21 protein-coding genes and 1 pseudogene are annotated in these 22,192 nt (G+C 74.1%); 6 read left to right on the top strand and 16 right to left on the bottom strand.

The features are described from left to right. The 3 genes from ABZ873_RS25995 to ABZ873_RS26005 form a co-directional block, all read left to right on the top strand. A partial coding sequence (locus tag ABZ873_RS25995; protein ID WP_360876307.1) for an ATP-binding protein occupies positions 1-1,406 on the top strand: 1,406 nt, incomplete at its 5' end. A gap of 479 nt (positions 1,407-1,885) precedes the next feature. Further along, the gene (gene fusA / locus ABZ873_RS26000) at positions 1,886-3,982 is read left to right on the top strand and encodes an elongation factor G (protein ID WP_360876309.1); all 2,097 of its coding nucleotides are present in this window, start codon (positions 1,886-1,888) and stop codon (positions 3,980-3,982) included. A gap of 148 nt (positions 3,983-4,130) precedes the next feature. Continuing rightward, complete coding sequence (locus tag ABZ873_RS26005) at positions 4,131-4,328, top strand: DUF5133 domain-containing protein (protein ID WP_360876311.1); 198 nt, start codon at positions 4,131-4,133, stop codon at positions 4,326-4,328. 83 nt (positions 4,329-4,411) lie between these two features. Here the strand turns inward: ABZ873_RS26005 and ABZ873_RS26010 are convergent, their stop codons facing one another. Continuing rightward, positions 4,412-4,678, bottom strand: a complete 267-nt coding sequence (locus tag ABZ873_RS26010) for a protealysin inhibitor emfourin (protein WP_360876313.1) — start codon at positions 4,676-4,678, stop codon at positions 4,412-4,414. Between the two features lie 162 nt (positions 4,679-4,840). Beyond that, positions 4,841-5,218, bottom strand: a complete 378-nt coding sequence (locus ABZ873_RS26015) for a hypothetical protein (protein WP_360876314.1) — start codon at positions 5,216-5,218, stop codon at positions 4,841-4,843. A 112-nt stretch (positions 5,219-5,330) separates the two neighbouring features. On the opposite strand from ABZ873_RS26015, the gene ABZ873_RS26020 reads away from it, so the two are divergent. Beyond that, positions 5,331-6,224 carry an NAD-dependent protein deacetylase gene (locus ABZ873_RS26020; protein ID WP_360876316.1) on the top strand — a complete coding sequence of 298 codons (894 nt, stop codon included), beginning with the start codon at positions 5,331-5,333 and terminating at the stop codon, positions 6,222-6,224. A 48-nt stretch (positions 6,225-6,272) separates the two neighbouring features. On the opposite strand, the gene ABZ873_RS26025 is transcribed toward ABZ873_RS26020, so the two are convergent. From ABZ873_RS26025 to ABZ873_RS26085, 13 genes and pseudogenes are all read right to left on the bottom strand, one after another. After that, complete coding sequence (locus tag ABZ873_RS26025) at positions 6,273-6,938, bottom strand: CE1759 family FMN reductase (RefSeq protein WP_360876318.1); 666 nt, start codon at positions 6,936-6,938, stop codon at positions 6,273-6,275. Further along, the gene (locus tag ABZ873_RS26030) at positions 6,935-8,098 is read right to left on the bottom strand and encodes an LLM class flavin-dependent oxidoreductase (RefSeq protein ID WP_360876320.1); all 1,164 of its coding nucleotides are present in this window, start codon (positions 8,096-8,098) and stop codon (positions 6,935-6,937) included. Before ABZ873_RS26030 ends, ABZ873_RS26025 begins: the two co-directional genes overlap by 4 nt. A gap of 88 nt (positions 8,099-8,186) precedes the next feature. Next, positions 8,187-9,891 (bottom strand): annotated as a pseudogene (locus tag ABZ873_RS26035) (TROVE domain-containing protein). Positions 9,892-10,157: 266 nt separating this feature from the next. Beyond that, positions 10,158-10,538 carry a VOC family protein gene (locus ABZ873_RS26040; RefSeq protein ID WP_360876322.1) on the bottom strand — a complete coding sequence of 127 codons (381 nt, stop codon included), beginning with the start codon at positions 10,536-10,538 and terminating at the stop codon, positions 10,158-10,160. A gap of 90 nt (positions 10,539-10,628) precedes the next feature. Further along, on the bottom strand, positions 10,629-11,174 hold the full coding sequence (locus ABZ873_RS26045; protein ID WP_360876324.1) for a nuclear transport factor 2 family protein: 546 nt from the start codon (positions 11,172-11,174) through the stop codon (positions 10,629-10,631). Between the two features lie 235 nt (positions 11,175-11,409). Beyond that, positions 11,410-12,852 carry a pyridine nucleotide-disulfide oxidoreductase gene (locus tag ABZ873_RS26050; RefSeq protein ID WP_360876326.1) on the bottom strand — a complete coding sequence of 481 codons (1,443 nt, stop codon included), beginning with the start codon at positions 12,850-12,852 and terminating at the stop codon, positions 11,410-11,412. A 377-nt stretch (positions 12,853-13,229) separates the two neighbouring features. Continuing rightward, positions 13,230-14,786, bottom strand: a complete 1,557-nt coding sequence (locus ABZ873_RS26055; protein ID WP_360876328.1) for an NADH:flavin oxidoreductase/NADH oxidase family protein — start codon at positions 14,784-14,786, stop codon at positions 13,230-13,232. A gap of 97 nt (positions 14,787-14,883) precedes the next feature. Beyond that, the gene (locus ABZ873_RS26060; protein ID WP_360876330.1) at positions 14,884-16,068 is read right to left on the bottom strand and encodes an MAB_1171c family putative transporter; all 1,185 of its coding nucleotides are present in this window, start codon (positions 16,066-16,068) and stop codon (positions 14,884-14,886) included. Further along, positions 16,065-17,339 (bottom strand): MAB_1171c family putative transporter, encoded by a 1,275-nt coding sequence (locus ABZ873_RS26065; RefSeq protein WP_360876332.1) that lies wholly within the window; start codon positions 17,337-17,339, stop codon positions 16,065-16,067. Before ABZ873_RS26065 ends, ABZ873_RS26060 begins: the two co-directional genes overlap by 4 nt. A gap of 2 nt (positions 17,340-17,341) precedes the next feature. Then, positions 17,342-17,908, bottom strand: a complete 567-nt coding sequence (locus ABZ873_RS26070) for a toxin-antitoxin system, toxin component (RefSeq protein WP_360876334.1) — start codon at positions 17,906-17,908, stop codon at positions 17,342-17,344. A gap of 134 nt (positions 17,909-18,042) precedes the next feature. Beyond that, the gene (locus ABZ873_RS26075; protein WP_360876336.1) at positions 18,043-18,378 is read right to left on the bottom strand and encodes a hypothetical protein; all 336 of its coding nucleotides are present in this window, start codon (positions 18,376-18,378) and stop codon (positions 18,043-18,045) included. A gap of 175 nt (positions 18,379-18,553) precedes the next feature. Further along, positions 18,554-18,871, bottom strand: coding sequence for a hypothetical protein (locus tag ABZ873_RS26080; protein WP_360876338.1), 318 nt, complete (start codon positions 18,869-18,871; stop codon positions 18,554-18,556). Positions 18,872-18,972: 101 nt separating this feature from the next. After that, entirely contained in the window at positions 18,973-19,197 is a 225-nt protein-coding gene (locus ABZ873_RS26085; protein WP_360876341.1) for a hypothetical protein, read from the bottom strand. A gap of 193 nt (positions 19,198-19,390) precedes the next feature. On the opposite strand from ABZ873_RS26085, the gene ABZ873_RS26090 reads away from it, so the two are divergent. Both ABZ873_RS26090 and ABZ873_RS26095 read left to right on the top strand, forming a co-directional pair. Then, the gene (locus ABZ873_RS26090) at positions 19,391-19,744 is read left to right on the top strand and encodes a hypothetical protein (RefSeq protein WP_360876344.1); all 354 of its coding nucleotides are present in this window, start codon (positions 19,391-19,393) and stop codon (positions 19,742-19,744) included. 166 nt (positions 19,745-19,910) lie between these two features. Then, positions 19,911-20,648: an ATP-grasp domain-containing protein gene (locus ABZ873_RS26095; protein ID WP_360876365.1), complete on the top strand. Its 738-nt coding sequence runs from the start codon at positions 19,911-19,913 to the stop codon at positions 20,646-20,648. A 524-nt stretch (positions 20,649-21,172) separates the two neighbouring features. Here ABZ873_RS26095 and ABZ873_RS26100 read toward each other — a convergent pair. Beyond that, complete coding sequence (locus ABZ873_RS26100; protein ID WP_360876368.1) at positions 21,173-21,904, bottom strand: DUF2071 domain-containing protein; 732 nt, start codon at positions 21,902-21,904, stop codon at positions 21,173-21,175. Positions 21,905-22,192 lie beyond the last annotated feature (288 nt).

The raw sequence follows: 22,192 nt of genomic DNA on the forward strand, positions 1-22,192 counted from the left end.
CCGGGCTCGCCCTCGCGGCGGCGCGCCGGTGGCCGGGGCTGCGCCGCCTGTGGCCGACCACCGTCCGGGCGCGGGCCACGGTCGGGGCGAGCGTGGTGGTGGCCGCGGCCCTGTCGCTGGCCTCGTTCGCCCTGCTCGGGCTGCTGGAGGCCAATCTGCTGCGGAACGCCGAGCGGGACGCCCGGCGGCAGGCCGACACCGTGGCGCAGCTCGCCGCGGCCGGGAAACTGGGCCGCGCCCGGCTGCCCGCCCGCGGGGTCGAGTTCGTACAGGTGGTGGGGGCCGACGGGCGGCTGCTGTTCGCCAGCCCGAACCTGGGCGCCGTCCCCGCCCTGCCCCCGGCCGTCCCCGGGCCGCCGGGCGCCCGCGCCCACACCTGGTACGTGCCTCCGGTGGACGGGGAGCACCGTCAGCGGGTGGTGCAAGTGGTCACGAACACCCCGGACGGTCCGGCCACCGTCTACGCGGGCGCCTCCCTGCGCGGTCTGGACGCCGCCGACGACACGACGACGGCCGCGCTCGTGATCGGCGTACCCCTGCTGCTGGCCATGGTCGCCCTGGTGACCTGGCGGGTCACCGGGCACGCGCTGCGGCCGGTGGAGGCGATCCGCGCCGAGGTCGCGGGGATCTCCGACCGCGAACTGCACCGCCGGGTGCCGGTGCCCGCCACGCGCGACGAGGTGGCCCGGCTGGCCGAGACCATGAACGCCACCCTGGACCGGCTGGAGTCCTCCGGGATCCGCCAGCGGCAGTTCATCGCGGACGCCTCGCACGAGCTGCGCAGCCCCATCACCGTCCTGCGGACCCAGCTGGAAGTGGCCCTGGCCGTACGGGATCCGGAGCTGTGGCCGGAGCTGATCGGCGGCGCGCTGGAGGACATCGAACGGCTCCAGCGGCTCGCGGCGGACCTGCTGCTGCTCGCCCGGATCGACGCGGCGCAGCCGGTGGCGGCGGTGCCGCTGGATCTGGGCGCGCTGGTACGGGAGGTGGTGGAGGCCCGGGTGGGCGACCGGGTGCCCGTACGGCTGGACCTCGCGGCCGAGGTCGAGGTCAGCGCCTCCTCGCTGTGGCTGGGCCGGATCGTCACCAACCTCGTGGACAACGCGCAGCGCTTCGCCGAGCGGAGTGTGGCGGTCACCCTGTGGACGGCGGGCGGGCCTTCGGGGCCGCGTGCGGTGCTGGAGGTGGTGGACGACGGGCCGGGGATCCCGTACGCCGACCGGGAGCGGGTCTTCGAACGGTTCACGCGGCTGGACGACGCGCGCAGCCGCGACCACGGCGGGGCCGGTCTGGGCCTGGCCATCGCCCGCGATCTGAGCACCCATCACGGAGGGACGCTGACGGCGGAGGGGTCGGCGCGCGGCGCCCGGCTGGTGCTGCGGCTGCCACTGACGCGCCGGGGCTGAGGCGGGCGGCCCTGGGCCGAAGGGCCAAGGGGCTAGGAAGCCAAGGGGCCAAGGGGCCAAGGGGCCAAAGGTCCGAGGGCCGGGAAAATACGGTGCCGTGGGCCGCCCGGCTCCCTAGACTCGCCGTGCGCGCTGCCCACCGGTACCGCGCGCCGTGTACCGAGCCCGAAGAAGAGAAGGGGAGCCGCCGCCATGCGTACGTACCGCACCGCCGCCTTCGCTCCCCCGTCCCGGTACGACGTGATCCCGGTGTCTCGTGACGCGCGGTGTCCGCTGCGCGGCCGTCACCGCTGACCCCTGACCCGCCTTCGGGCACGGTCACCCTCCGCTTTCCCCCTGCGCCGTACCTCTGTGCCGCCCCCGGTTCCGTCCCGGGCGGTGCGGCGGGCGCCGCCGTGGGGTGCGTACGGGTGGGCCCTGGCCCGCGTCGGGGATTCGCGCCGCCCCCTTCTCCACCTCGTTCGAAAGGGCCTCGGGCCATGCGCGCCAACGGGCGACCCCGCACCAATACTTCCGCTTCCGCTTCCCTCACCGCCGTCCGCAACCTGGGCATCCTCGCCCACGTGGACGCCGGGAAGACCACGATCACCGAGCGGATCCTCTTCGCGACCGGCACCATCCACAAGCGCGGCGAGGTGCACACCGGTACCACCGTCACCGACTACGACCCGCAGGAACGCGACCGCGGCATCACCATCTTCGCCGCCGCCGTCAGCTGCACCTGGGAGGGCCACCGCGTCAACCTGATCGACACCCCGGGGCATGTGGACTTCTCCGACGAGGTCGAGCGCTCCCTGCGGGTGCTGGACGGGGCGGTCGCGGTGTTCGACGCCGTCGCCGGGGTCGAGCCGCAGAGCGAGACCGTGTGGCGGCAGGCCGACCGGCACGGTGTACCGCGCATCGCGTTCGTCAACAAGCTGGACCGGGCGGGCGCCGATCTCGACACGGCGGTCGCGTCCCTGCGCGACCGGCTCGGCGTCGTACCGCTGGTCGTGCAGCTGCCGATCGGTCAGGAGGACGCCTTCACGGGCGTCGTCGACCTGGTGGCCATGCGCGCGCTGCACTGGCCCGCGGGCTCGGACACGTACGAGACCGGCCCGGTGCCCGGAGCGCTGCGCGAGGAGGCGCAGCGGCGGCGCCGGCTGCTGGAGGAGACGGTGGCGGAGCTGCACGCCGGGGCGCTGGAGGAGTTCTGCGCGGATTCCGCGCTCGGCGACGCGACGCTGGCGCGCGCCCTGCGGGAGCTGACGCTGAGCGGTGACGGTGTCGTGGTGCTGTGCGGATCGGCGTACCGCAACCGCGGGATCGAGCCGCTGCTGGACGCGGTGCTCGCCTATCTGCCCGCTCCCGCCGACATGCCGCCCGTACGGGGCATGGCGGACGGGGTGGAGCAGGAGCGCGCGCCGGATCCGGCGGAGCCGTTCACGGCGCTGGCGTTCAAGGTCACGGCGACGGCGACGGGCCGGCTCACCTATCTGCGGGTGTACGCGGGCACCTTGCGCAAGGGAGAGACCGTACGGGACGCGGCCACGGGCCGCACGGAACGCGTCGGGCGGATCCTGCGGGTGCAGGCCGACCGGCACGAGGAACGGGAGGAGGCGGTGGCGGGTGAGATCGTCGCGGTGGTCGGGCTGAAATCCGCCCGCGCGGGCACGACCCTGTGCGCGCCCGGGGCTCCGCTGCTGCTCGAACCGCCGTCCGTGGCCGAGCCGGTGGTGTCGGTGGCGGTGGAGGCGCGGCGCTCCGCGGACACCGGAAGGCTCGCGTCCGCGCTGGCGCGGCTGGCCGAGGAGGATCCCTCGCTGGTGGTGCGGTCCGATCCGGAGACGGGTCAGACGGTGCTGTCGGGGCTGGGCGAACTGCACCTGGAGGTGGCGGTGGAGAAGATCCGCGGCGGCCACGGGGTGGAGGTCGCCGTGGGCCGGCCGCAGGTCTCCTACCGGGAGACGGTGGTGCGCGGGGTGACCGGTCTGGTGCACCGGCATGTCAAACAGGACGGTGGCGCGGGCCAGTTCGCGCAGATCGTGCTGGACGTCGAGCCGCTGGAGGACACGGCCTTCGCCTTCCGCTCGACGGTGGTCGGCGGGCGGGTGCCGCAGGAGTACGCGCGGGCCGTGGAGGCGGGCTGCCGTGACGCCCTCGCCGAGGGGCCGCTGGGCGGGTTCCCCGTGACGGGGCTGCGGGTGACCCTCACCGACGGGGCGACCCACTCCAAGGACTCCTCGGAGCTGGCGTTCCGGACGGCGGGGCGGTTCGCGCTGCGCGAGGCGCTGCGCCGGTGCGCGGTCGAACTCCTGGAGCCGGTGGTGGAGGTGACGGTGAGTGTGCCCGAGGAGGCCGTGGGCGGGGTGCTGGGTGATCTGGCGGCCCGGCGCGGTCGGGTCTCCGGCTCGGTGTCCGAGGCGGGGAACGCGGTGATCACGGCCGTGGTGCCGCTGGCCGAGCTGTTCGGCTACGCGTCGCGGCTGCGCGGGCGCACCCAGGGCCGGGGTGTCTTCACGAGCCGCCCGGCGGGGCTGGCGCCGGTCCCGGCACCGGTCGCGGCGTCGGTCGCGGCGGCTCTTCCGGCCGGCTGAAATCCGCCCTTCCGCCCCGCCCCCGACCGTGGGGGCGGGGCGGACGGGGAGGCCGTGGCGCATGGGGGGCGCGGTCCGGGGCAGACGGGCGACGGTGGCGTCCTGGCCCCCGTCAAGGCGACAGGTGTGAAGAAGGAGCGGATTCGTGATGATGGCTCACCCCGACGTGCTGGCACGGCTTGTGGAGGAGTACGAGACCAGGTCGGCGCTGCGGGACGCCGGGCATGAGGAGCCGGCCGGGAGCCGGGTCGAGGACGTGGTGTACACGCTGTGCGTGACGACCGGCACGCGGGACATCGACGCCGCGCTGGCCGTGGTCCGCGAGCGGCTGGCCATGGTGGTCTAGCACGCGGTGAGCGTGCCGTGCCGGGCATGGTGGACCGGCACGGCACGCTCACTCTCACCCCCCGCCCCCGCCCGCGCCGCCGCTCAGGCGGCTTCGGCCAGGACCGCGTCGACCAGCTGCTGCTGGGCCTCGGTCAGGTAGGGGTCCTGTAAGTCCACCACCTTGCCGTCGATGTGGACGACGTAGCCGAAGGCGTCCGGTACGAGATCCCGGCCGACGGGACCCTCATCGGCGAGCGCGCGTTCGGCCAGCCGTTCCAGTGCGGGGCCGTCGGGGCGGCACTCCGTTTCGAGGGAAGCGGTCCGCTCCCCGCCCGCGAATCCGCCGGTGCGGATGACGGTGATCAGCATGATGAGCCCTCCTTGAGCGGGCGCCCCGCCCGTGCGGCGCGCCCTGCGCGTACTCATCGCCTGCCCGCGAAACCCGCCCCTGCGCCCCCGCGCCCACCCTCGGCACGGATTGTCCGGAACCTGCCCCCGGCTCCCCCGCCGCGCCAAGGTGTCCCCTGCGGCTCAGCCCCGTACGGCAACGGCCTCCTTGAGGAAGTCCCAGCCGTCGAGCCGCGTCTCCCGCCGCTGCGCCGGATCCCCTGCACGGGCCCGCGCGGCATCGAGGAGGAAGCGTACGGTGCCCGGTTCGTGGAGGTTCAGGGCGCCGACGCCGTTCTCGCCCACCTCCCCCGATCCGGTGGTGAAACCGGCGACGTACCGTCCGGGGCCCTCGTCGAAGACGAAGCGCAGGGCGCCGCCGCTGCCGGAGGGCTCCGGCCAGAGGGTGAGGGTCTTGCGGCAGCCGCCGTCCGGGAGGACGCGGTGCCCGTGGCGGACCGTCCACAGGTAGGCGCGGCCGTCCGCGACGAGCCTGCGGGCCTTTTTCGGGGAGCGGGGCATGCGGCCGAGCGTAGGCGGCGGGGCGGCGCCCGTTCCAGGGGTTTCCGCGCCCGGGGGCGGTGGCCGAGGCCGCGGGGAGTCGTTCGCGGGCGGGGTTCCGTACGCTGGCTGCATGCGTACGCGTCCCACGCTGAGCTGGAGCCCGCCCGAGGGGCTGCCGCCCGGTACCACCGATCTGGGGCCGGTGGCCGACGTACTGGCCGCCGGGGGTGTGCTCGTGCTGAGCGGGGCCGGAATCTCCACGGAGTCGGGCATCCCCGACTACCGGGGCGAGGGCGGCAGCCTCAGCCGGCACACCCCGATGACCTACCAGGAGTTCGTCGGCGCCGAGCGGGCCCGGCGCCGCTACTGGGCGCGCAGCCACCTCGGCTGGCGCACCTTCGGGCGGGCCCGGCCCAACGCGGGGCACCGGGCCGTCGCCGCGTTCGGGCGGCAGGGCCTGCTGGCGGGGGTGATCACCCAGAACGTGGACGGGCTGCACCAGGCGGCGGGCAGCGCGGGCGTGGTGGAGCTGCACGGAAGCCTGGGCCGGGTCGTCTGCCTGTCCTGCGACTCCGTGGTCCCGCGCGGTGAGCTCGCCCGGCGGCTGGAGGAGGCAAATGCGGGCTTCGCGCCGGTGGCCGCCGCGCTGAACCCGGACGGCGACGCCGATCTCACCGACGAGCAGGTCGGAGACTTCCGGGTGGTGCCGTGCGGCGTGTGCGGCGGGGTGCTCAAGCCCGATGTGGTGTTCTTCGGCGAATCCGTCCCGCCGCCGCGGGTGGCGCTCTGCCGGGAGCTGGTGGGCGGGGCGGCCTCGCTGCTGGTCCTGGGCTCCTCGCTGACCGTGATGTCCGGGCTGCGCTTCGTCCGCGAGGCCGCGCGGGCGGGGAAGCCGGTGCTGATCGTGAACCGGGACCCGACCCGGGGCGACGGGCTGGCCGTCACCCGGGTCGCGGCGCCACTGGGCACGGCCCTGACGGCCGTGGCGGAGCGCCTGGCCGTGCCCGTCGGCGAGGGGGCGTAGGGCCTGTCCGGCCGACCCGGTCCTGATCCGCCGGACAGGCCCTGGGGCTCAGACCCGCAGGGCGGCGAGGCGCTGCTCGAAGGGGACCACCTGGAAGCCGTCGGCGGGGTCGACCGAGGTGATCGCCCCCGTGGACGAGCGGGGCGGGGCGATCGCGGCGGCCGTGTCCACGTCCGGGGTGGTGTCCGGGGCGCTGTCCCGCGCGGCGGGTGCGAGGAAACGGGCCAGCTCGGCGCCCGCGCGGGCGATCCGCTGGGCCAGCCCCTCGTCACCCCAGTCCTCGGAGGCGGCGTAGACGGCGGTGGGCAGGACGAGCGCGCGCAGGTACGAGAACAGCGGGCGCATGGCGTGCTCGGTGACCAGGGAGTGCCGGGCCGTGCCACCGGTCGCGCCGAGCAGGACGGGCTTACCGGTGAGGGAGTCCTTGTCGATGAGGTCGAAGAAGGACTTGAACAGGCCGCTGTAGGAGCCGGCGAACACCGGGGTCACGGCGATCAGGCCGTCCGCGGCCGCCACCGCGTCGAGCGCGGCGGCCAGCCGGGCGGGCGGGAAGCCGGTGACGAGGTGCTGGGCGATCTCCGTGGCCAGCTCCCGCAGTTCGATCACTTCGAGCCCGGCGTCGAGCCGCCCCAGGGTGGCGGCGGCGAGCCGGTCGGCGAGCAGCCGCGTGGAGGAGGGGGAGCTCAGCCCCGCCGATACGACGACGATCCTCATGCCCGCGTCTCCTTCTCTGCCTGGTCCACGGTCTGGTCCTCGGCCTGGCCCTTGGCCTGGCCCTTGGCCTGGTCCGTGGCGTGCTCCGCTGCGGCCGCCGCCACCCGGGCGGGGTGCGTCGGCGCGTCCGGTACCCCGGCCGGCCGCAGGTTCGCGAACTCCTTGCGCAGCACCGGTACGACCTCCTCCCCCAGCAGGTCCAGCTGTTCGAGCACGGTCTTGAGCGGCAGACCCGCGTGGTCCAGCAGGAACAACTGCCGCTGGTAGTCCCCCGCGTAGTCCCGGAAGGACAGGGTCCGCTCGATCACCTGCTGCGGGGAGCCGACGGTCAGCGGGGTCTGCGAGGTGAACTCCTCCAGGGACGGACCGTGCCCGTAGACGGGCGCGTTGTCGAAGTACGGACGGAACTCGCGCACGGCGTCCTGGGAGTTCCTGCGCATGAACACCTGGCCGCCGAGGCCGACGATGGCCTGCTCGGGGGTGCCGTGCCCGTAGTGGGCGTAGCGCTCGCGGTAGAGGTTCACCATCTGCCGCGTGTGGGAGGCGGGCCAGAAGATGTTGTTGTGGAAGAAGCCGTCACCGTAGTAGGCGGCCTGCTCCGCGATCTCGGGCGAGCGGATGGAGCCGTGCCAGACGAAGGGCGCGACGCCGTCGAGCGGGCGCGGGGTGGAGGTGAAGGACTGGAGCGGGGTGCGGAACTTGCCCTTCCAGGTGACGACGTCCTCGTCCCAGAGGCGGCGCAGCAGCGCGTAGTTCTCGATGGCGAGGTCGATGCCGTCGCGGATGTCCTTGCCGAACCAGGGGTAGACCGGCCCGGTGTTGCCACGCCCCATCATCAGGTCGACACGCCCGTCCGCGATGTGCTGGAGCATCGCGAAGTCCTCGGCGATCTTCACCGGGTCGTTGGTGGTGATCAGCGTGGTGGAGGTGGAGAGGATCAGCTTCTCGGTGCGGGCGGCGATGTAGCCGAGCATCGTCGTCGGCGAGGAGGGGACGAACGGCCGGTTGTGGTGCTCGCCGGTCGCGAAGACGTCGAGGCCGACCTCCTCGGCCTTCTGCGCGATGGCGAGCATGGCCTTGATGCGCTCGTGCTCACCGGGCGTGCGTCCGGTCGTCGGATCGGCCGTGACATCTCCGACGGTGAAGATCCCGAACTGCATGGCTCGCTCCCCTTCCAAGTTGTTTACGATTCAACTATACCCCTGAACGGAAGGTGGGGAGGACGTATTCCCGGGGCATTCCCGGGGCTCAACCTCCCGGGGCTGCGCTTTCCGGGGCTCCACCTGTCGGGGTTCCAACTCCCCGGGCTCCGCTCCCGGGGCTCCACGGCCAGGCGGCCGCCCGGCCCGCCTCGATCAGGCCGACCATCCGGAAGCCCGCGTCCGTGAGGCCGCCGAAGGTATGCCGGTGGGGCCCGGCGGAGCCATGGGCGAAGCGGTAGCCCGCCAGGTTCCAGGTGTAGACCGGGACCTCGGCCGGGACGAAATCGGCCGGGACGGGCTCACCCAGCACACCTCGCCCGCCCGAGCGCATGTGGGGGACGACCGGAGCCGCTTGCTCGTCGGTGACGATGAGGACCCGGTCCTGCTCCCGGTAGTGGGTCCGCACCGCCTTCGCGGTGTGGGTGCCGCCGAGCCGGTGGAAACGTTTCAGCACCTCCGCCAGCGGCTCGCCGGGCGCGAACGGCACCCCCGCGCTGCCCCAGCCGAACTCCACCAGGTCCGCCCGCTGGGCCCGCATCGCCAGGGCGGTGCCGAAGAGGGCGGCGGCGTCGGCCCGGGTCAGCTTCGAGCGCTCCGAGAGGGTGTCGAAGAACATGGAGTCCGACCGGTCCACCAGGATCAGGGTCCGGCCTGGCAGGGACGGTACCTGGGGCCAGGCTGTGCTGCAGCGCCTCCTCCAGCGCGGCGGCCCAGCGCGCCGACGGGGCGTGCCGGCGCGCGGCCAGGTAGCGGAAGGGGAACTGCCGGGACCGGGCCACCTCGGCCGGGTCCGCGAGCCGTACGGCGATCCGGGCCGCGGGCTCGTCCGGGACCTCCGCCCCGTCGAAGTTCCGCAGGTTCCGCAGGAGCGCCATCGGCCCCATGGACGGGATCACCGCCTCCCAGACGGCGGCGTCCAGCGGCCCGCCGAGCCAGCCCGCCAGCGCCTCCCAGGTCATCCCGGCGGCGGCCAGCCGCTCGGCGCCGTCCGGCCCGGTCACCAGCGTCCGCCGCTCGTGCGCGGGCGTTTCCATCAGCTCCCGATGGGCCGTCAGCAGGCGGTCGGTGGCGGGCGGGACGGCCCGCTCGGGGTGGTGGCGGCGGTCCAGCGCGTACTGGAAGAGTGGCCCCTGCCAGGGCTTGGCCGGGTCGGGCGCCGCGTGCACCAGGTTGAGCACATCGCCGAAGCGCAGGTCGTGGGAGGCCGTGTCGTACTTGAGCAGCGACCGCGAGGTGTAGAGGCGCCGGACGGCGTCCGCGACCCCGCGTTTCACGGGCTGCGGCAGGTTCCGCCCGTAGTGCGGGATCCAGTACGCGAGGAGTTCCCCGGGCTCGTCGGCGCGCTGGAGCACCGAGTCGATCACGGAGCGGTTGGACGGCCCGCCGGAGGCACCGGCCGCGAGCCGGGCCCGGACATAGGCGGCGGCGCCGATCAGCGGAGCCCTGCGGAGATTGCCCTCGGCGCGGAGCCAGCGCAGCAGGCCGGCGGTCCACTCGGGGTCCTCCAGGGCGAGTCGCCGGACCAGCCCGGTGAAGCGCTGGTCCCGCTCGGCGCCGCTCTCGTAGGTGGCCTGCTGCCCGGCGAGGTGCGAGACCGCCAGGAGGAACAGCTCCTCGCGGGGCTCGCGGACGAAGCCCGGACCGCCCTCGTACGTACGCGTTTCAGGGTAGGGCTTGTAGCCGCGGTGGTGCAGGAACTCGGGAGGCAGGGAACGGGCGGCGGCCGCCGAGACATGCGGGGCCACCAGCATCTCGGACCAGACCTTCGAGACGCGTGGGATGTGACGACGAGGCAGGGAATCCCCCGGGTGGAAGGAACGGGAGGGCCCGGGGCCGTAGGGCGCGCCGGGCGGAAGCGCCCGCGCCTGCCGAGATCCAGGAGGGCGGCGGCGTCACTTGGGTTGTCAGAAGGAAGTAGCCGCAGCCGAGCGCATCGGGAGGCGCGGTCGCTGCGCCACCGTACAAGCGCGGCCGGATCCCGCACCAGCGAATTAACGCGGGCCCGCGCCGGGGCCGTTCAGGAGTCGAGGCGGCGGCGCAGGAGGCAGAAGACGTTGCCCTCGGGATCGGCCAGGACGTGCCAGGTCTCCGCACCGGTCTGGCCGACGTCCGCAGGCCGGGCGCCGAGCGCGAGCAGCCGCTCCAGCTCGGCGTCCTGGTCGCGGTCGGTGGCGCTGACGTCGATGTGCAGCGGCAGCTTCCCCGTGCGCGGGCCGTCGCCCGGGCTGAGGACCAGCGTGGGCTGGAGGCCGCCGAAGCCGGCGTCCGGCGGCCCGATCTCGATGGTTCCGTCGTCCTCCCGGCTCAGTTCCACATATCCGAGGACCTCGCTCCAGAAGGCGGCGAGACGTTCGGGATCGGCGCAGTCGAGGACCAGTTCACTGATGCGGCATGCCATGCCCGTCAGTGTAGGGAACGGCGGCCGTCGCGTGGGGCGTGCGGTACGGGAGGGGCAGGGGGTGCGGGACGGTGAGGGAGTGCGGGACGGTCAGGGGGTGGGCGGGGTCCAGTCGGCGGGCAGTCCGGACTGGGACAGGACGAGCGGCAGGCTGTAGTGGTCCTCGTCGGAGGCGATCCGGCAGCGGCCGGGGTCCAGGTCCAGAAGGGTGGTCATCGGTACGGCGAACGGCTTGGGCGCGCCCTTGAGATGACCGGCGTAGACGGACTCGACGGTGATACGGCCGCCGTCGCGGCGGGCGGTGCGCACGGTGACGTGGACGTTGTCGATGAGGCTGTCGGCGCGGGCCTTCCAGCCGGAGATCTCCTTCCGGCCGTGGAAGGCGACGCCGACGGCCTTGTCGGTGTAGACGCCGTCGGCGGTGAACAGGGCGCCGAGGGCGCGGGGGTCGCTGCCGTTCCAGGCTCGGGCCCAGTCGGTGACGATGCGCGGGGTGCGGAGTGCGGCGTCCGGCGCGGAGGGGGAGGCGGCGGCGGTCGTGGCGGTGGCCGCGCAGAGGGCCGCGGCGGCGGCGAGCACGGTCAGGGGGCGGGTGGGGCGGATGGGGCCGTTCTGGCGGTTCTGGCGGGAGGTCATGGTGGGGCTCCTCGGGGTGGGGCGGGGCGCGGTGGTGCGGTGCCGGGGCGCATCCGGGGGGCGGGCGGCGCCGACGACGCTGTCGGCTCCGGCCCGCTCCCCCGCGTGCGTCCAGGGGGTGGACGGGGCCCAGACTCCCGCCGGGCGGTGTCCACTTCCCAGGCCCGGCAGGGGGCGGGCCCTGTCCACCGCTGTCCGTACGTGTCCACCGCTCGCGGTGCCCCCGCCGTACGGGTCAGGGCCGGGGCGCGACCTCCTGCCCGTACGGGGTGTCTCGGCCCGGGGCGGTCTTGACGCTTTCCTCCTCGGGGGTGAGGGCGGGCCCGTCGAGCGCCGGGAGGCGCGGGCCGCGCAGCGCGGCCAGCAGGACCTTCGGGTGTGCGAGGGCGGCGGCGCCCGTCTGGAGGGTCATCACGTCGGTGAGCGCGCGGACCACCGTGAGGTCGGAGCAGGCCGTCCGGATGAGGCGGTGGACGTACCGCCCGGCCAGGCGGTCGGCGCGGGTCGGACGCCTGCCTTCCGCGCCGGGGAAGAGGATGTCCTGGTCGGCGCCCAGCAGCCAGGCGGCGGCCGCGGGCCGGCCGATCGCGCGCTGGGCGCGGCGGGCGAAGCCGCGCGCGGCGATGTCCTGCCGCGCCGCCAGGGCGTGCAGGGCGCGGGCGCTCTGCGCGGCGACGGACATGCCGTGGCCGTAGACCGGGTTGAGGGAGGTGGCGGCCTCGCCGATGGCGAGGAAGCCCTCCGGCATGCGGACCTTCTCGAAGTGCCGGCGGCGGTTGGCGGTGGTACGGGTGACGGTCACCGGGCCGGCCGGCTCGGCCCGCGCCAGGTACTCGGCGACGAGGGGGCTGCGTAGCCGCTGGGTGAACTCCTCGAAGCGGGCCTCGTCGCTGCTGGGTTCGCCGCCGCGCGTGCCGGAGACGCTGACCAGCCAGGCGCCGTCCTCGATGGGGAGGATGGTGGCGGCCCTTCCGGCCATCGGGAGCCGGGAGTCCGCCTGGATGTTGATGACGGGCCAGTCGGCGGGCACGCGGGGGGCGCGGTAGCGGCGGCTGGCGTAGGTGACGCCCGCGTCGATGACGGTCTCGGGCACCTCGGGGACGCCGAGGGCGGCGAGCCAGCCGGTACCGGGCGAGGTGCGGCCCATGGCGTCGACGACGAGCTCGGCTTCGAGGTCCGCGGTGCTGCCGTCGGGGCGGCGGACGGTGGCGCCGGTGACGCGGGAGGCGGTGCCGAGCAGGCGCAGCGGCTCGGTCCCGGTCAGCAGGGTGACCCGGGGGTCGTCGAGGAGCCGGGTGCGCACGCCCCAGTCGAGGAGGTCGCGGCTGGCGCTGATCAGGTACTGGACCTCGGGCCAGCAGCGCCGGTACCAGCCGCCGGGGGAAAGGGAGACCATCCCGTTGGGCAGGGACACGCGGCGGGCGCCGCGCGCGGTCCACAGGGCGGTGGTGCCGGGGAGCAGCGCCTCGATGGCGTCCGCGCCGCCGGCCCAGAGCATATGGGCGTGCCGCGCCTGCGGAAGCCCCCGTCGGGGGCGCGGTTCGTCGGGCAGGGCGTGCCGCTCCACGATGACGACGCTGTCGCAGTACGGCGCGAGGGCGGCCGCGGCCAACGAACCGGCAAGCCCGCCCCCGAGCACGAGAGCTCGACGGGCACGGGGGTGGGCATCGGGGGGCATGTGCTCCTGCTTTCTGCGGGCGGGTCTTTGCTGCGGGGGCGGCCGCCGGGGGGACGGGATCGGGTGGGAGTGCGGGGGCGGGGGTCGGGTGCGTGGGCCGGCGCCCGGGGCCCGAGGCGCGGGTGCGTGCGTCGGGATTGGGGTCCGGGGTACGGGATTTGAGGGTCAGGGTCCGGGATTCGGGATCCTGGGCTCGGGTGGGCGGACGGGGCGCAGGGGGCGGGGCCCCCGGAGCCCGGGTTCGGCGCCCGAGCCCGGGGACCGGGACGGGGTTCGGGTGGTGGCTTCGGAAGACGGGTGGTGCTCGGGGAAGCAGAGGGGCGGGGCCGCCGGGTCGGGGCGTACCCGCCCGTCCGGGCACGCCCGGGCCTGCGGACTCAGGCCGTACCTACCGCCTTGGGCGTACCAGCAGCCTCGGGTGTCCCGGGGGCCCCGGGCGTGCCAACCGCCTCCGGCGTGCTCGCCGCCTCGCTGATGCGGGCGGCCCGGGCCGCGTTCCCGGCCAGGGCCTCCGGGGTCGCAGCCCCGGCCTGGGCGGCATCCGGGACCAGGTCCCCCGCCAGGCCGGTGCCGTACGCCGCCTCCGGCGTACCGGTGGCCTCCGGCGTGAGCGCCACCTCGCCGGTATGGGTCTCCGGGGCCGGGGTCCCGGCGCGGGTGGGCTCCGGGGCCGGGCTGCTCGCCAGCCAGGTGCCGTAGGCGCGTACCGCGCGGCGGGCGGTCAGGGTGTCGCGGATGAAGGTGAGGCGGGCCGGGAGGCGGGGGGTGCCGGTTCGGCCTCGGGCGAGGTGGGTCAGGTGGGCGCGGACGATGGCCAGGATCGCGGCGCTGGCCAGGTCCTGGTCGCGCCAGCCGAGGCGCGGCGGCGGGGCGTGCACGTCCTCGCCGGCCGTCCACCGCGCGGGCAGGTCGGGGTGGAGGGCGAGCGCGGTGGCCACGCCGGCCACCGCGAAGCCCCGGTCGAGCACGCGCTCGGCGGTGGCGCTGCGGCAGATCCCGCCGGTCAGCATGAGGGGGACCGTGGAGGTGGCGACGAGGCGTTCGGCGAGGCCGAGGAAGTACGCCTCCCGGTCCAGGGTGGTCTCGTCGGCGGTACGGCCCATGGTCGCCGCGCTCTCGACGCTACCGCCGGAGAGTTCGACGAGGTCGACGCCGAGGTCCGCGACGAGCCCGAGCACCCGGGCCACGTCCTCGACGTCGAAGCCGCCGCGCTGGAAATCGGCCGTGTTGATCTTGATCCCGACGGCGAACCCCGGCGACACCCGCGCCCGTACGGCCTTGACGATCTCGACGAGCAGCCGGGCACGGTTCTCCAGCTCCCCGCCCCAGCGGTCGGTACGGCGGTTGACCAGCGGGGAGAGGAACTGGCTGAGCAGGTACCCGTGCGCGGCGTGGATCTGGACCCCGTGGAAGCCGGCCTCCTCCGCGAGCCCCGCGGTGGTGGCGAACCGCGCGACGGTGGCCTCGATATCGGCCTCGTCCATGGCGCGGGGGCGGGCGAAGAGAGCGGTGTGCTTGCCGAGGCTGACCGCGACCTCGGACGGCGCCCACGCCACCCCCGGCAGGTCGGCGCGGACCTGGCGGCCCGGGTGGTTGATCTGCATCCACACCTGGCCGCCCCCCGATCCGGCGGCGGCGGCCCACCGGCGGAAGGGCTCCAGGGGGGTGGCGGAGTCGAGCACGATGGTCCGGGGCGAGGTCAGCGCCCGTCTGTCGACCATCACATTGCCGGTGATGATCAGACCGGCCCCGCCCTCGGCCCATCTGCGGTACAGGGCTTCTATCTCGGGGCCGGGGAGCTGTCCGGGCTGGACGGCCAGGCTCTCCTCCATGGCCGCTTTCGCCACCCGGTTGGGCAGCCGGGAGCCGTTGGGCAGGTCGAGCGGTGCGGCGATGCGCATGGAAATCCCCCAGATGGTCGTGGCCGGTGACATGTCGTCAGTGTCCGTAGTGTCCGCCGTCGCTTTTCGGCCGCTGTCGGCGGGTCCCCCTGTTCGCCGCGCGAAGCGGGCGCGGGCGGGCGTACGGGGCTCAGGCGCGGGCCGGCCCGGGCGGCGCGGCCGCCCCGCGGATGGCCCGTACGCGCGGGGAACGGGCCAGCGCGCGGGCCACCCGTACCAGGTCCTGGGGGTCCTCCACGGAGGTCACCACCCACCTGCGACCTGGGCAGAAGACGGGCCCGGCGGCGCGTTTGGCGAGGACGGCGGCGGCGATGACCGCGGCGTCGGCCTCCTCCCGGGCCCGGCGGCGCTCGCGGTGTTCGGCCAGGGCGGCGGCGTAGACGGCCCGTCCCGTCGCGGCGTCGAAGTACGGGCCGAGCCGGTGCACCACGTCGTGGATGTCCCGTTCGCGCTGGGTCAGGCGCAGGGAGACGGACCTCCACCAGCCCATGGCCCGCGGGTTCGTGGGGGGTATTTCCGGCCGGATCTCCAGCCACAGCGGCCGCAGTTGGCGGAAGCGGCGCAGCGCCTTCCAGGAGGAGGAGGCGACCTGTCCGACGGGCGGGACGAGGAAGCCCGCGGCGACCAGCACGGCGGACACCCCGGAGACGGCGAAGGCGGCCCGGCTGCTGAGCCAGTCGAGGTCGTGGCCGGTCCAGCGGGCGAAGACGGCGGTGTACTTGAGCACGTCGTAGGCGAAGGTACCGGTGGCGCCCGCGGCGATCATGAGCAGGCCGGCCCGGAGGATGCCCGGCACCTGCCGGGCCCAGCGCCAGCACAGGACGGTCATGGTGGCCGCGGCGACGCTGTGCGCGGCGAGGTAGAGCACGATCATCTCGCGGATGAGGGGGGTGTTGGCGTAGTAGGTGTCGAAGTCCCGGAGCCGTTCGACGGGCGCGTCGCCGAGGAGGAAGAGGACGGGGAGGGCGGCCATGACGGCGGCGTAGGCGGTGAGGCAGAGGCGGGTCTGCCGCCGGGTGCGGCGCTCGTCCTCGTTGCCACGCCACTGGATCAGCAGGACGATGATGATCCCGTCGAGGGCGGTCATGATGCAGTAGACCACCGGGGCGGCGGCGTTGGGCGCGCCGATCAGGTCGTTCATCGCGGCGATGTGCTGGGGGGCCGCCGCGAGGAAGAGTAATGCGGCGACGAAGAGCATGGCGCAGACGGCCCGCAGGAGCGGGTCGCCGGGGTTCTTGCGCAGGGCGCGCAGCTTGAGGGCGGTGGCCACGAAGAGGCCGCCGGCCGCGCAGAGGAAGGCGTCCCCGGCGGTCACCGGCGGCCTCCTCCGGTGCGGGAGGGCGGGTCGGCGGGGGCGGTGAGCGGGGCGGGGTTGGGGGTAGTGGCAGTGCCGGTGGCGGTGCCCGTTTCGTGGATCTCGGAGAAGTGGCGGCTGAGCCGGGCGAGTCCGTCGATCCCGGAGATACGGACGGAGGGCGAGGCGGGGGCGGAGGCGGACAGGGTGGCAGGCGCGGGCACGGGCGCGGGCGCCGCCTCCGTGGCCCGGTTCGCGGCCGCGGGGGCCGAGAGCAGGGCCGCCCGGATCCGGAACGCCTCGGTCACGAAGAGGACGGCCTCCTGCCCGTACCCCTTGGCCGCCGCGTAGCGCTCGGCGGCCTCCTGGTGCGCGGCGTCGAAGGAGGGCGCGAGTCTGAGCAGCCGGTCCGCTATCTCGGTGGCGCGCAGGGTCGCGCGCATCTCGGCGGAGGAGGTGAGCGGGATCCGCATGCGCGCCCCGCTCCCCCACGGGCCGAGTGCGCGCCACAGCGGCTCCATCCGGCGGTACGCGCGCCAGGCGTCGTACGCTGACTGCAGCCGCGGGCCCACGACGGGGACGAGGAAGCCGACGGTGGTCATGGCGGCGCCCAGGCCCGCGAGGGGCGGCGCGATGTCCGTACTGAGCCAGTCCCAGGTGTCCGTACCGGCCCAGTGGGCGCCCACCGCGGCGAATTTCAGCAGGGCGAAGGCGAGGCCGAGGCCGAAGGCGGTGACGAGGATGAGCAGGCCCCAGCGGGTCCAGTCGGCCTTCGCCGCGCGGAGCTCCTTCGACCACCGCCAGCATTTTGTCATCACGACGGTGGCCGTGGCGGCGTGCGAGGTGAGGTAGAGGACGATCATCTCGCGGATGTACGGGGTGGTCGAGTAGAAGGTGTCGAGGTCGCGGGGCCGTTCGAGGGGGACCTCGCTGAGCGTGAAGAGGACGCAGAAGGTCAGCAGGATGCAGCAGGTGGTGGCGATCCACAGTCGGGTCTGGCGGCGTACGGTGCGGCCGCCGCGCCAGTGGATGAGCAGCACGAGCGAGGCGCAGGAGAGGCAGGAGAGGAAGGAGTAGACGATCAGGGCGGAGACGTTGGGGACTCCGGTGAGCCGGTTGACGCGTTCCACGGTGGGCGGTGCGGCGAAGACGAAGCCGGCGCCCGAGGCCGCGATGATCACGAAGATGGCCCGCGCCATCGGGGAGTTCCGGTTCTGCCAGAGCGAGGGCATCCGTACGAGCAGGGCGACGGCCAGTACGAGGGCGGGTATGTAGTAGTCCGACCCGTCCATCGTCAGAAGCCCCGGCCCATGCTGGACTGGATGCGGGCCGCGAGCCCGCTGGCGGGGGCGGCTCCGGCACCGGCGCCGGATTCCAGGATCTCGCGGCAGCTGCTTCCCAGGAGCAGCCCGAACGCCTCGGCGTCGTTCTCCTCGCGTGTCTGGAAGTGCGTACGGGCGGCCAGCGCGAGCACGTCGGTGTGCGCCAGCTCGCCGCCGAAGGAGCGGGCGGCGGCGGAGATCTCGTCGAGGCTCGTGCCGTGGGCGCGGCACTGGCCCATGAGGGCGTGCCACATCTCGTGCGCGAAGATCACGAGCTGGTGGAGGGTGGTGGTGTGGCGTTCGACGACGATCACCAGCCGGTCGTCGAAGAACAGCGTCAGGCCGCTTGCGGTGCCTTCGGGGAACTCCCGGAACAGCAGCCTGACGGGCCGGTAGGGCCCGGTGGTGCTGTTCTCGTTCACCATGCGTTCGAGGACCGCCCGGAGCGATTCGAAGAGCGCGTCCGGGTCCGCCGGGACAGGCCGGCCGAGCCCCGCGAGCACCTCGTTGCGGAGCCTGACCATCTTTCGCTTGCTCATCTGCGTTTCCCCCACTGCCACCCCGGCCCGCCGACCGAGCCCGCCGAGTCCTTCGCGGCTGAGTTCCAGCCGCCCGTGCCACCGCTCCCGCCGCCCCGCTCCGTCCCGCTGGAACGCTGCCTCAGAACTCTGCCTCACGGCTCGGCTCTGCGTCGCGGGGGGTGTCGGCGCCGGGCGGTCCGGCTCGGGGGGAGCCGGGGCGGGTGGATGCTTGGCACGTCGGCGGTGCAGGGCCGACGGCGCACGGCGCCGCCGGGGCACTGCTCGTCGTACAGCCGCGTTTCGGTCAGGAACGGGATCCGCCGGGCCACTTCCCGGTGCCCGACCTCGGCGACGCCGGCCTCCTCCCGGTCCAGCAGCCGCCGTACGGCTGCCTCCGGAAGGGAGGTCTGAAAGCTGGGCTCCCTCAGATCCGCCGGGTCGGCCCGGTCGAATCCGGCCCGGGAGAGCAGGAGTGCGATGTCGTTCACGGTCGCGGCAAGGTCCTCGTGGCCCAGGGAACTGTCGTGCAGCGGCCCTCCGCTGCGCACGACGGACCGGTGGGCCCCGGGTGGGCCCCTGACCTGCGCGATCACTAGAACACGGAAACGCCCACGGACGCAACGAAACGACCGTTTCCCCGGCCCGGCCCGGCCCGGCCCGCCCCTACAGGCCGAGCCCCAGGAGGATGGTCACCACGGGAGGCACGGTGGCGGCCCAGCCCGCCCACGGCGCGACCGGGGCGGTGCGGAGGTGCCGCCCGAGGAGGTGGTAGGCCACCACGAGCAGCGGGGTCACCGTCCAGGAGGCCCACCAGCCGGCCGTCACGACGGCCACGGTGCCGGGGTGTTCACGGGCGGCCATCGGCGCCAGCCCACCGATCAGGAACGCCACGGGGACCAGGCCCATTGCGGCGGTCGTGGCCCAGCGGAGAATCACATCGTGCGCGGTGTCGGTGTCGGCGTCGGTGATGATCTCGTCCATGCCCCCAGCCAACCGCACGGGCGGCCGGCCGCGCCTGCGTCCCCGTACTCACCCGCGACGGGCCCTCGTACTCATCCCGGGCCCGCCGCCGCAGCCAGGCATCACACGGGCTCGGTGGCAAAAAGCTCCAGGTGGGAGCAGTTCGGACAGCGGAACGCCTCTATACGCCGCCGGGGCCGCCCCATGCGCTTGGCCCCACCGAACAGCCCCCGCTCCAACGGCCCGGCGATCCACCGGGCATACCCCCGCGCCCCCTCGCCCGCATCCTCGACAAACCCCGGCTCCAGACCGACGCCACCGCAGTACGTACACCGCATCTCTTTCACTGCACGAGTGTACGAAGCGGCAGCCGCGGGCGGGGCCGGGTGCGCATCCGGCGGCGGCAGAGGCGTGAATTGCCGTAACCGCTGGTCAAGGAGGCGCACGCGGCGAAACTGGGTGGGTGGGGGGTGTGCGGCGCAGGTAGTCTCCGGTCTCCGACCCGCCGCGCCGGCGGCCTACGTTCAGAGAGCGATGCACATGACCAGCCAGCATGCGACAACCACCTTGTGGCGCCCCACCGGCCCCAAGGAGCTGGATCTGGTGCGCGAGCTGAACTGGCGTGCGTGGCCGCCCCGGCTGCCCGAGCAGCCGATCTTCTACCCGGTCCTGAATGAGGACTACGCGATCAGGATCGCCCGGGACTGGAACGTGAAGCATGACGGTGCTGGGTTCGTCACCCGATTCGAGGTGGATGCGGAGTTCTTGAGGCGGTATCCCGTTCAGCAGGCCGGCGGGCGGACGATCCTTGAGCTTTGGGTTCCGGCCGAGGAACTGGACGAGTTCAACGCCCATATCGTCGGCGAGATTCAGGTGGTCCACGAGTTCCGCTGAGACGGAGAGAGCTGCCGGGGAGGCGTGCGGGGCTCGGGCTGAGCGTGTGCGGTTGCGCGGTGGGTTTCTCGGGTGCGGTGGGGGCGCGGGCGATCTAGCCTGGCGGCTTTGCTTGTTGTGGAGGTGGGTTGCGGTGCTGGTCATGCCTGGGCGGCGGACATCGACGATGGAGTTGTTGGCCGTCGAGGCGGTGGGGCGGGGGCTGGTCGTCCGGGCGGCCGAGGAAGTCGGCGCCGAGGCCGAAGGGGGAACGGCCCATTGGTACGGCGGGCCGGTGGCGGTGGCGCGGCTGGCCGGGCGGCTCGGATTCGCCCTGCTCGAACCGGCGGATGACTGGCTGGCCCGGCTGCCGGAGGAGTTCACGGGGCGGGAGGTGTGTTTGGCGACCGTCGCGGATGCGTGGGCGATCCGGCGGCCGATGTTCGTCAAGCCGCCTCGGGAGAAGTCCTTTTCGGCTGAGGTGTACGCGGATGGCTCGCGGCTGCCTGGTGAACTGGATCCGGCGACGCCGGTGCTGGTCTCCGAGGTGGTGACCTTCGCTTCCGAGTACCGGCTGTTCCTGCTGGACGGGCAGATCGTCGCGGGCAGTCGCTATGCGGTCTTCGGCCGGCTCGATCCGCTGCCGCTGGACTGGGGTGGAGCCGTCGCTGCGGAGATCACCGAATTCGTCGAGCGGCTGGTCGGTGTGGCTGGGGCCGCTCTGCCGAGTGCCGTTGTCGTGGACGTGGGGCAGGTGCTGGATCCGTACCGGGCGGGGCATCGGTGGGCGGTGGTGGAGGCCAACATGGCGTGGTTCTCGCATGCGTACGCGGCGGACCCGGCGCGGGTGCTGGACGTGGTGCTGCGGGCGGCGGGGCCGCGTGATCGGGTGGGGGCGGGGGACCTGGCGTTCGTACGGCAATAGGGCCTGTCCGACGCGTTTCTGGCCAGGTCACGACGGATGTGCGACGTGTGTTTGCACGGGGTGATGTCAGCCGCTCTCGCAGCGCGAAGGCACCCGTCACTGTGATGCGGCGCCGGGGCCCGGCGTCGCGTGCGCGGGGTTGTGCTCATTGGAGTCGTAGACGAGGGCCAGAACCAGCCAGCCGGCAAGGGCCCGATAGTCCCGTCTGCCCAACGACGTGCGGGTCCGGTCCGGCTGATCATGTTTCGTGCCTGGCGTGGAAAGCACCGCCCGCCCCTGATGGCGAGGCGGTCCTCCTACTCGAAGCGTGGTCGGCTCAGGCGCCCCCGGACCACACCGTGCCCGGCGCGAGCCTCCATCGCGCCAGGCCCCTGCGGTAGGTGGTGGCGGTCGCCCCGTCGTGCGCGGTGGCCCCGGATCCCGCGCCTCGGCGTCTCGGCGTCTCGGCGTCTCGGCGTCTCGGCGTCTCGGCGTCTCGGCGTCTCGGGGGCAGCATCGGCTGGATGCGGGCCCGCCAAGTCCCGCTACGGATTTTCACGGCGGCGGCGGGGTGGGCGGGCGAAGCGGACGGGGACGCCTGGGGAGTACAGGACGCTTGCCGGGGCGCCGACCGGGGCCGGCAGGCCCGCTGCGGCGATCAGGTCTTCCTCGCACGCCAGCAGTTCCGCGCGGTGGAGCGGCCAGCGCGGGTGGGTGTTGGGGAGGTACAGCAGACGGCCGTGGAATTCGCTGTGCAGGGCCCAGCGGGCGGTCAGGAAGTGTTCGAGGGCGGTCGGTTCCGCGACGGGATCGCCGACCCGGATGGTGAGCGCGCTGTGTGCGCCGCGCGGACCGGGCCATCGCCGGGTGCTGGTGTACGTGAGTATGTCGCCGTCGCGGCGGACCGACATGCGCGACCAGAGGTACGGGAGGCGGAACGTGCTCCGTGCGGCGGCGACGGGGATCAGGCGGGAGGCGTCGAGCGAGCGGAAGACCACGCCGCGCCGGCCCTGGCCGTCCACCGAGTAGAGGCGGACGTTGGTCTCGGGGAAGGACCCCAGGTACGGCACTCCGGGCAGCCGGAACCAGCCGACGCGGTGCATGCGGAAGGCGACGAGGCCGACGTACGTGAGCCCCTCGTGCGTGTCCGGCACGGTGCCGGCCGGCAGCAGCGGCGCGACGGTGGCGGGGTCGGCGGGCCAGTGCAGGAAGGCCAGGTCGAGCCAGGACTGCGTGAGCAGCGGGCGGTCCGTGTGGTGCGGCGGATCAGGCGTGATCGGTTCGACGCGTACGAGTGGCTCCGCGGGCGGGTCGGGAACGGTACGGGCAGCTGCCTGCGTAAGCCGGCCGGCCTGCGGGCTGGGCGGCGTGAGCGGCGGGGGCTCCACGGGCTGGCCGGACTGCGCGGGCGGACCCGGCTGACTGGGCTGACCCGGCTGCATGTGCGAGCCCGGCTGGAGCGGCTGACCGGGCTGCACAGCCGGACTGCTCGGGGCGGGCTCCGTGGACGCCCCACCCGAACCGGCCTGCGCGACCGGCGCGGGTTCCACGGGCCGACCGGACTG

Origin of the sequence: Streptomyces sp. NPDC047014, from assembly GCF_040644195.1 — a bacterium.
GTDB lineage: Bacteria > Actinomycetota > Actinomycetes > Streptomycetales > Streptomycetaceae > Streptomyces.

Coding starts and splice junctions, on each gene's coding strand:
- fusA (WP_360876309.1), top strand. CDS start 1,886: ATGCGCGCCAACGGGCGACCCCGCACCAATACTTCCGCTTCCGCTTCC.
- ABZ873_RS26005 (WP_360876311.1), top strand. CDS start 4,131: ATGATGGCTCACCCCGACGTGCTGGCACGGCTTGTGGAGGAGTACGAG.
- ABZ873_RS26010 (WP_360876313.1), bottom strand. CDS start 4,678: ATGCTGATCACCGTCATCCGCACCGGCGGATTCGCGGGCGGGGAGCGG.
- ABZ873_RS26015 (WP_360876314.1), bottom strand. CDS start 5,218: ATGCCCCGCTCCCCGAAAAAGGCCCGCAGGCTCGTCGCGGACGGCCGC.
- ABZ873_RS26020 (WP_360876316.1), top strand. CDS start 5,331: ATGCGTACGCGTCCCACGCTGAGCTGGAGCCCGCCCGAGGGGCTGCCG.
- ABZ873_RS26025 (WP_360876318.1), bottom strand. CDS start 6,938: ATGAGGATCGTCGTCGTATCGGCGGGGCTGAGCTCCCCCTCCTCCACG.
- ABZ873_RS26030 (WP_360876320.1), bottom strand. CDS start 8,098: ATGCAGTTCGGGATCTTCACCGTCGGAGATGTCACGGCCGATCCGACG.
- ABZ873_RS26040 (WP_360876322.1), bottom strand. CDS start 10,538: ATGGCATGCCGCATCAGTGAACTGGTCCTCGACTGCGCCGATCCCGAA.
- ABZ873_RS26045 (WP_360876324.1), bottom strand. CDS start 11,174: ATGACCTCCCGCCAGAACCGCCAGAACGGCCCCATCCGCCCCACCCGC.
- ABZ873_RS26050 (WP_360876326.1), bottom strand. CDS start 12,852: ATGCCCCCCGATGCCCACCCCCGTGCCCGTCGAGCTCTCGTGCTCGGG.
- ABZ873_RS26055 (WP_360876328.1), bottom strand. CDS start 14,786: ATGTCACCGGCCACGACCATCTGGGGGATTTCCATGCGCATCGCCGCA.
- ABZ873_RS26065 (WP_360876332.1), bottom strand. CDS start 17,339: ATGGACGGGTCGGACTACTACATACCCGCCCTCGTACTGGCCGTCGCC.
- ABZ873_RS26070 (WP_360876334.1), bottom strand. CDS start 17,908: ATGAGCAAGCGAAAGATGGTCAGGCTCCGCAACGAGGTGCTCGCGGGG.
- ABZ873_RS26080 (WP_360876338.1), bottom strand. CDS start 18,871: ATGGACGAGATCATCACCGACGCCGACACCGACACCGCGCACGATGTG.
- ABZ873_RS26090 (WP_360876344.1), top strand. CDS start 19,391: ATGACCAGCCAGCATGCGACAACCACCTTGTGGCGCCCCACCGGCCCC.
- ABZ873_RS26095 (WP_360876365.1), top strand. CDS start 19,911: ATGGAGTTGTTGGCCGTCGAGGCGGTGGGGCGGGGGCTGGTCGTCCGG.